Annotated in this window: 6 protein-coding genes (1 of these 6 only partly in view); 5 read left to right on the top strand and 1 reads right to left on the bottom strand. The window is 45.6% G+C overall.

Annotated features, from left to right (window positions below; translation table 11 throughout):
* The 3 genes from MIC7113_RS00120 to MIC7113_RS00110 form a co-directional block, all read left to right on the top strand.
* On the top strand, positions 1-889 hold the 3' portion of the coding sequence (locus MIC7113_RS00120; RefSeq protein ID WP_015180137.1) for a hypothetical protein. The gene continues 455 nt to the left of window position 1, outside the view; the window shows 889 of its 1344 coding nt (coding positions 456-1344); its start codon lies off the left edge, out of view; the stop codon is at positions 887-889.
* 55 nt (positions 890-944) lie between these two features.
* Positions 945-2291, top strand: coding sequence for a 3-phosphoshikimate 1-carboxyvinyltransferase (gene aroA / locus MIC7113_RS00115; protein ID WP_015180136.1), 1347 nt, complete (start codon positions 945-947; stop codon positions 2289-2291).
* Between the two features lie 106 nt (positions 2292-2397).
* Entirely contained in the window at positions 2398-3315 is a 918-nt protein-coding gene (locus MIC7113_RS00110; RefSeq protein WP_015180135.1) for a DMT family transporter, read from the top strand.
* Between the two features lie 70 nt (positions 3316-3385).
* Here MIC7113_RS00110 and MIC7113_RS00105 read toward each other — a convergent pair whose 3' ends face one another.
* On the bottom strand, positions 3386-3850 hold the full coding sequence (locus tag MIC7113_RS00105; protein ID WP_155897885.1) for an ABA4-like family protein: 465 nt from the start codon (positions 3848-3850) through the stop codon (positions 3386-3388).
* Between the two features lie 96 nt (positions 3851-3946).
* Between MIC7113_RS00105 and MIC7113_RS00100 the strand changes: the two genes are divergently transcribed.
* Both MIC7113_RS00100 and MIC7113_RS00095 read left to right on the top strand, forming a co-directional pair.
* Positions 3947-4243: an acylphosphatase gene (locus tag MIC7113_RS00100; protein WP_015180133.1), complete on the top strand. Its 297-nt coding sequence runs from the start codon at positions 3947-3949 to the stop codon at positions 4241-4243.
* Between the two features lie 1034 nt (positions 4244-5277).
* Positions 5278-6354 (top strand): 3-deoxy-7-phosphoheptulonate synthase, encoded by a 1077-nt coding sequence (locus tag MIC7113_RS00095; protein ID WP_015180132.1) that lies wholly within the window; start codon positions 5278-5280, stop codon positions 6352-6354.
* The last annotated feature ends 81 nt before the right edge of the window (positions 6355-6435 follow it).

Raw genomic sequence — 6435 nt, 5'->3', positions numbered from 1 at the left:
CTATTGGATGTTCTCTGGTCCTTGTATGCCGATGGGTTCCTTGGGTAAACCTAAGTTGGCAGTTGCAATTGGTAACTTTAAAGAAAATTATAAAGATGCGCTTTACAGTGATGCCCCGGATTTATTAGAGGAAGCTTGGAAGTCTGTCGCCGAATATCACCATCAATTTCTTGACTTTTTTGGTAGTGATGAAGTTACACTGCCTGGGTATCAGCTCAATCAGAAATTTGTAGAATTGCAGGAGCTAATAACCAAGGGGAAATTAGCGGCAGCAGGTATTGACGAATCCAAATCCTTATCGGAACTGGCGAAAGAATCAGGAGTCACAACAGAAGAAATTAAAGCGGCAGCAGAACAAGCTGGTGCTGACGCCACAGCCGTTTCTCAGATCTTTGATAGTAATCAAGGCACAGCAAAAATGGTGATGCCTAAAGTTGAATTACCGGCTGAACTCAAAAAAGCTGAACAGGTAACCGTTTTCACCCATCCTCGTTGGGGTCAGCTTTTTCTCCCAACCTATACTCAGTTCAAGACTATATTAGAATCTGAGGACTACGAGACAAATCCAGCACTCCATAAACTAGTTCGCAAATACTTGGAAGACCCAGCAATTAATGTTGTGATTTGGCATAAATTGGCACAACAATATCCAATCCAGCTGGAAAAGGTGTTGCAAATTTTCTTAGAGCAACAAGAATTTTCACTTGCAAGTGACCTGGATGTTCTCCTGCAAAAACATGGCAAACTGCTAGAACCAGAGTTACCAGAAATCGCAAGTGTTCCACTGCATTTACATAACTTGTTTCAAGAAGCCTTAGCAGAAGTCGATAAATCAGCCTCGAAGAGTAAGGGGAAAAAGAAGCAAAAGACAGGGCGAGGCTTTCAATAAAATAGACCAAAGCTTGGTAGGATGCTATGAGCATTTTCATGGTGAGTTTATCCCAATGCCCTCTGCCATTGTCACCCTAAATATTACTGAACATCAGCACCATTTGCTTATTCAGAAACCTGTCTCAGGGATATCTCTCCAGGGACACCTGAGGGTGCCAGGGGATAAATCCATCTCTCACCGCGCATTAATGTTAGGCGCGATCGCCCAAGGAGAAACCCAAATTCAGGGACTCCTTTTGGGCGAAGATCCCCGTAGCACAGCTAGCTGTTTTCGGGCTATGGGTGCTCAAATCTCTGAATTAAATTCAGAGCAAGTCATTGTCCAAGGCATAGGATTGGGGCAGTTACAAGAACCCATGAATGTTCTCAATGCCGGGAACTCTGGTACTACTTTACGGCTAATGCTGGGACTTCTCGCCTCTCACCCCGGACGATTTTTTACGGTAACGGGTGACAGTTCCCTGCGATCGCGTCCCATGTCTCGTGTAGTCAAGCCCTTGCAAGAGATGGGCGCAAAAATCTGGGGACGTCAGGGGACAACGCGGGCCCCTTTAGCCATTCAAGGACAATCGCTCAAACCCATCCACTACCAATCTCCGATCGCCTCAGCCCAAGTCAAGTCCTGTATCCTGTTAGCGGGTTTAATGACCTCAGGACAGACGACGGTGACTGAACCCGCCCTCTCTCGCGATCACAGCGAACGGATGCTCAAGGCATTTGGGGCAGAACTCAGCGTTGATCCCCAAACCCATAGCGTTACTGTCACGGGACCCGCTCAACTGCAAGGACAAACTGTGATTGTTCCCGGTGATATTAGCTCAGCCGCTTTTTGGCTGGTTGCCGGTGCCATTGTTCCCGGTTCAGAACTGGTGATTGAAAATGTCGGTGTTAACCCTACTCGCACAGGCGTTTTAGAAGCCTTAGAGATGATGGGGGCTGACATTGAGTTGGAAAATCAACGTGTGGTAGCCGGAGAGCCGGTGGCAGACTTGAGGGTGCGACACGGACGCCTCCAAGGGTGCAAAATTGCAGGTGATTTGATTCCCCGCTTGATTGATGAAATTCCGATTCTAGCTGTTGCCGCCGTTTTCGCTCAAGGAACGACGGTGATTCGAGATGCGGCAGAACTGCGAGTGAAAGAGAGCGATCGCATTGCTGTTATGGCATCCCAGTTAAACCGCATGGGTGCCCGTGTGACAGAATTGCCCGATGGTTTAGAAATTACGGGCGGCACTCCTTTAGTCGGAACGGATGTTGATAGTCATACGGATCACCGAATCGCCATGAGTTTGGCAATTGCCGCACTCAATGCTACAGGTACCACGACGATTCATGGTGCTGAAGCGGCTGCCATTTCTTACCCTGACTTCACAACTACCTTGCAACAACTTTGTCGCTAATACCAGAGAATGGATTTTTTGGCTGTAGCTCTAAAAGAATAGCAATTTGAATGGATGATTGATCAGGGTTGGTCTAGGAATCGCTCAAGATTCAGAGTATGAGTGAATGAAAATCCTCCAACAGCCACTGAAGTGGCAGGTCGGATTGATTTTAATCGTAGGTGTTTTTGCCGTTTCCACAGCGGCAATTTTTATTCGCTTAGCCATAAACGCGACCGCTTCTGCTGGGGTCAATCCGGTAGGATTTAGTTTATTCCTCGCCGCTTCTCGCCTTGCGATCGCATCCTTCCTGCTACTACCCGCTTGGCGGAACTTACAGCAAACCCCATTCAATCCAGGAGCCTTACGTTATGCGGGTGCGGCTGGAGTCTGCCTCGCCCTACATTTTGCCACTTGGATTACCTCACTATCCTTCACCTCCATTGCGGCATCAACGACTTTAGTCACCACGAATCCTGTCTGGGTGGCTTTACTTTCCTGGCTGTGGTTTAAGGAAAAACTAACCAAGCTAGCCATACTGGGAATTGTTGTTGCGTTTATAGGTGGTGTTCTAATTGCTTTGGGAGATCAAGGAGCAGTTAGCCCCGGACATAACCCACTACTGGGGAATTTTCTGGCTCTCATAGGCGCTTGGATGATTAGTTTATACCTCCTTTTAGGTCGTGAAGCTCAGCGACGCGGTGTGGGGATCGGCACTTATGTTGCAGTCGCCTACAGTACAGGAGCATTCGTGCTTTTGCCTCTCCCATTACTCTTCGGCTCAAACTATGTTGGCTACCCGTTTGCCGTTTACCTCTACATATTTTGCATGGCGATTGCGGCGCAAGTGGTAGGGCATACTACTATCAACTGGGCTATGAGTTGGATTTCTCCCACCTTTGTCACTTTAGCCATTTTGTTTGAACCCGTTAGTTCCAGCTTTCTGGGCTTTCTGATGTTTAATGAGTTGCCAGGAATGCTGGTATTGGAGGGTGCCGTTGTGTTACTGGCTGGGGTTGCGATCGCCCTGAAGGGGCGTTCTTAGCGCATATTTCTTTTAATACACATCAGCTTAGTAAGGTGCGTCGCGGCGCACCCTACCTGTAAAACTCAAGTTACGGTGTTCCAGTGGAAGGGGTTGCAGAGTCGGAATCAGGGCTTGAAGAAAATCGCTGTGAAATCCAATGAGTCAAAATATGAGACAGTAATCCCATTGGCCCAGCAAATAAGCATAAAGCCAGCGAATGAACTGTCCAGATACCTGTACGTTGTCCTTCCAGGTAAATCCAGCGCCCAACAAATAAATCCATCACCAGAAAGTGAATCCATCCTGTCGCAGCGGCTTTTTCATCTGCGAAGAAACGGGCAATGTCGGCTAACTGAGGATTCGACAAAGCGGCAGCAGATTCGGGTGTAATGCTGCTAATAAATAAATAGATATACAAAAGAGCCAAGGCAACAAAGGGAAGATAGGATTCCATCACTTTGCGGGTAATACCCCAGTTTGGCAGCAAAATCATCAGTACCCAGAAGGGCAAAACGAAGAGATTGGCAATATTGAACAGTTGAGCAAACATGATAAAACTGAGTATGACCGTTACAAATCGACTACCCGTGATTCTACCGAACGTCAGAGAGTAGAATCTGATTGAGTATCGTTAACAGCGAACGGTTCAATGCCAAACCCATCATCGCCACAACAGTCTATTCGCGCCCATGTTTTCATTGCCGGAAGAGTTCAGGGTGTCGGCTACCGCTATTCCACGATGGATGAAGCTGCCAGATTAGGGGTGAAGGGATGGGTGCGAAATGTCCCGGATGGTCGTGTGGAAGCGGTTTTTGAAGGAAGTAGGAATACGGTTGAAACCCTAATTCGTTGGTGTCACCAAGGCCCAACGGCAGCTAGGGTTAAAGAGGTGGAAGTTGAATACGAGAAACCTGAAGGGCTTTTAGGTTTTAAGATTGAGCGATAAATACAATAGTCAGTGATACTGAACCTAAACAAGTTTACACAGGGGGATCAAATTTTCTCAACCTTACCCAGCGTTTTGGTTTTGTCTATGGCCTTGTTCAAGCAGGCTCATGTACACTGACCCATTCTAAGACGTTGAAATTCTTGTTTTTCATTAGAAGTCCTGTGTGGGTTAGTACAACCCAATCTAAAAGTCTCTCTTCTGACTCAAGGATTCCGGACTCCTAAGCTTCTAAGAGTTATGAACTAAAGCAAGAAGATGACCAACAACAGAAAGACAACGAACGATAAGCTAGATTCAACAAAGAAAGGGAGAGCCATAGTCGGTTTCATAAGTACACCTCACTTGAGACATGAAATACAGTGAATTGAGCTGGCTGCCTATGGGGCTGTTGAGAAGCTTGATTAGCACAGTACCTGAAACTGTTTGGTCTGCTTGCTATATAGTTTCAGGAAACATATCTAGCTTCGACAGAACCCTCAGGAAGTATCTTAGCCCTATCCAGAACAATTGTTCGGTAGCTAGTGTAGCACTTCGGAGTGCTTATGCCTGAATCAAACTTTTGTACGAAGTAAACTTAGATACGAGGGACAGCCGTTGCATTCCGGATTTCTTAGAAAAAGTTTAAATCGATAGTGTCGTGCTGGGGCGGATATCTTGCCTACCCTGTAGTTAGGGTCAGCGTTACGCTAGGAGGCAATTAGGATAGTGTGACACTAGTGCAAGAAGGCAGAAGTCAGGAGGCAGAAGGCAGAAGAGATATTGCTTTTACAGTAAGCTTTTTAACCTTTTTGAACTGGTGGGTTATTTCCGCCCCGCTGCACTAGCTTTACCTAGAAGATTTACGTCCCTGAGGGGATGATCCCAAAGCTAATCACCTTGACTGAACCTCTAGGACATTACACGGCTTGCATAAATGGCAAAGAAAACTGTGATAATTATTACAATTGATTTACAAAACCTAAGACTTTCCAGAAGTTGATTACACTTAGCTCGGAATCCTTACCATCTATATCCATCAGGCAGTCTGCATAATGTACAACCAAGTCTCTAACACCCATATTGAAAAATCACAGGTTTTAATCACACCGATTGAAATCAAGTCTCAATTACCTTTAACCGATTTAGCAGAGATAACCGTCTTAAAATCTCGGCAGGAGCTAGAGTCGATTCTAGACGGTAAAGATCAGAGGAAATTTCTAGTCGTTGGTCCTTGCTCAATTCATGATGTTCAAGCCGCGCAAGACTATGCTAGAAGGCTGAAAATTCTTTCAGACCAAGTTAAAGATAAACTGCTCCTAATCATGAGAGTTTACTTTGAGAAGCCTAGAACAACGGTGGGCTGGAAAGGATTAATTAATGACCCCGATTTGGATGATTCTTTTCACATCGAAAAGGGGTTACTCATGGCACGGGAACTCCTAATCAAAATTGCTGAGATTGGATTGCCCACCGCCACAGAAGCTCTAGACCCTATAGTACCTCAATATATTAGCGATCTTATTTCTTGGACAGCGATTGGAGCACGCACGACCGAATCCCAAACTCATCGGGAAATGGCTAGCGGACTTTCCATGCCCGTTGGGTTTAAGAACAGTACAGACGGGAGTATTCAAGTGGCGTTAAATGCTCTGCATTCGGCTAGAGAACCCCATCATTTCTTAGGAATTAATGAAGAAGGACAGGTGAGTATTTTTAGAACAACTGGAAATGCTTATGGTCATATTATTCTAAGAGGGGGTGACCGTAAACCCAACTTTGACGCTGACAGTGTTAAGCTGGCGGAAGAAAAATTAGAGGAGGCTGATTTACCATCCAAAATTGTTATCGATTGTAGCCACGGAAACTCTAGAAAGAATCACAAATTACAAGGCTCAGTCTTTGAGAATGTGGTTCAACAAATTCTGGATGGCAATACCTCGATCGTTGGCATGATGCTGGAATCTAATCTATACGAAGGAAGTCAACCCATTCCCAGTAATCTAGAGGAATTACAATATGGTGTTTCTGTAACCGATAAGTGTATTGGCTGGGAAGAAACAGAAAAAGTTATTTTAGCAGCCTATAAAATGTTAAATAAGGCAGATTGCCAGGTTCCTGTGGAAGTTTAACTCTGATGGGTGCGTGATCGACAGCATAACGCACCCAACGCCTTGGCTTCCTGCTCCTACTTATTGTTTATAAGGTCGAAG

This window comes from Allocoleopsis franciscana PCC 7113, assembly GCF_000317515.1.
GTDB classification, from domain to species: domain Bacteria; phylum Cyanobacteriota; class Cyanobacteriia; order Cyanobacteriales; family Coleofasciculaceae; genus Allocoleopsis; species Allocoleopsis franciscana.
Note: the sequence above shows the minus strand (reverse complement) of the source record. Positions and strands in the feature narration are given on the sequence as shown.

Coding starts and splice junctions, on each gene's coding strand:
- aroA (WP_015180136.1), top strand. CDS start 945: ATGCCCTCTGCCATTGTCACCCTAAATATTACTGAACATCAGCACCAT.
- MIC7113_RS00110 (WP_015180135.1), top strand. CDS start 2,398: ATGAAAATCCTCCAACAGCCACTGAAGTGGCAGGTCGGATTGATTTTA.
- MIC7113_RS00100 (WP_015180133.1), top strand. CDS start 3,947: ATGCCAAACCCATCATCGCCACAACAGTCTATTCGCGCCCATGTTTTC.
- MIC7113_RS00095 (WP_015180132.1), top strand. CDS start 5,278: ATGTACAACCAAGTCTCTAACACCCATATTGAAAAATCACAGGTTTTA.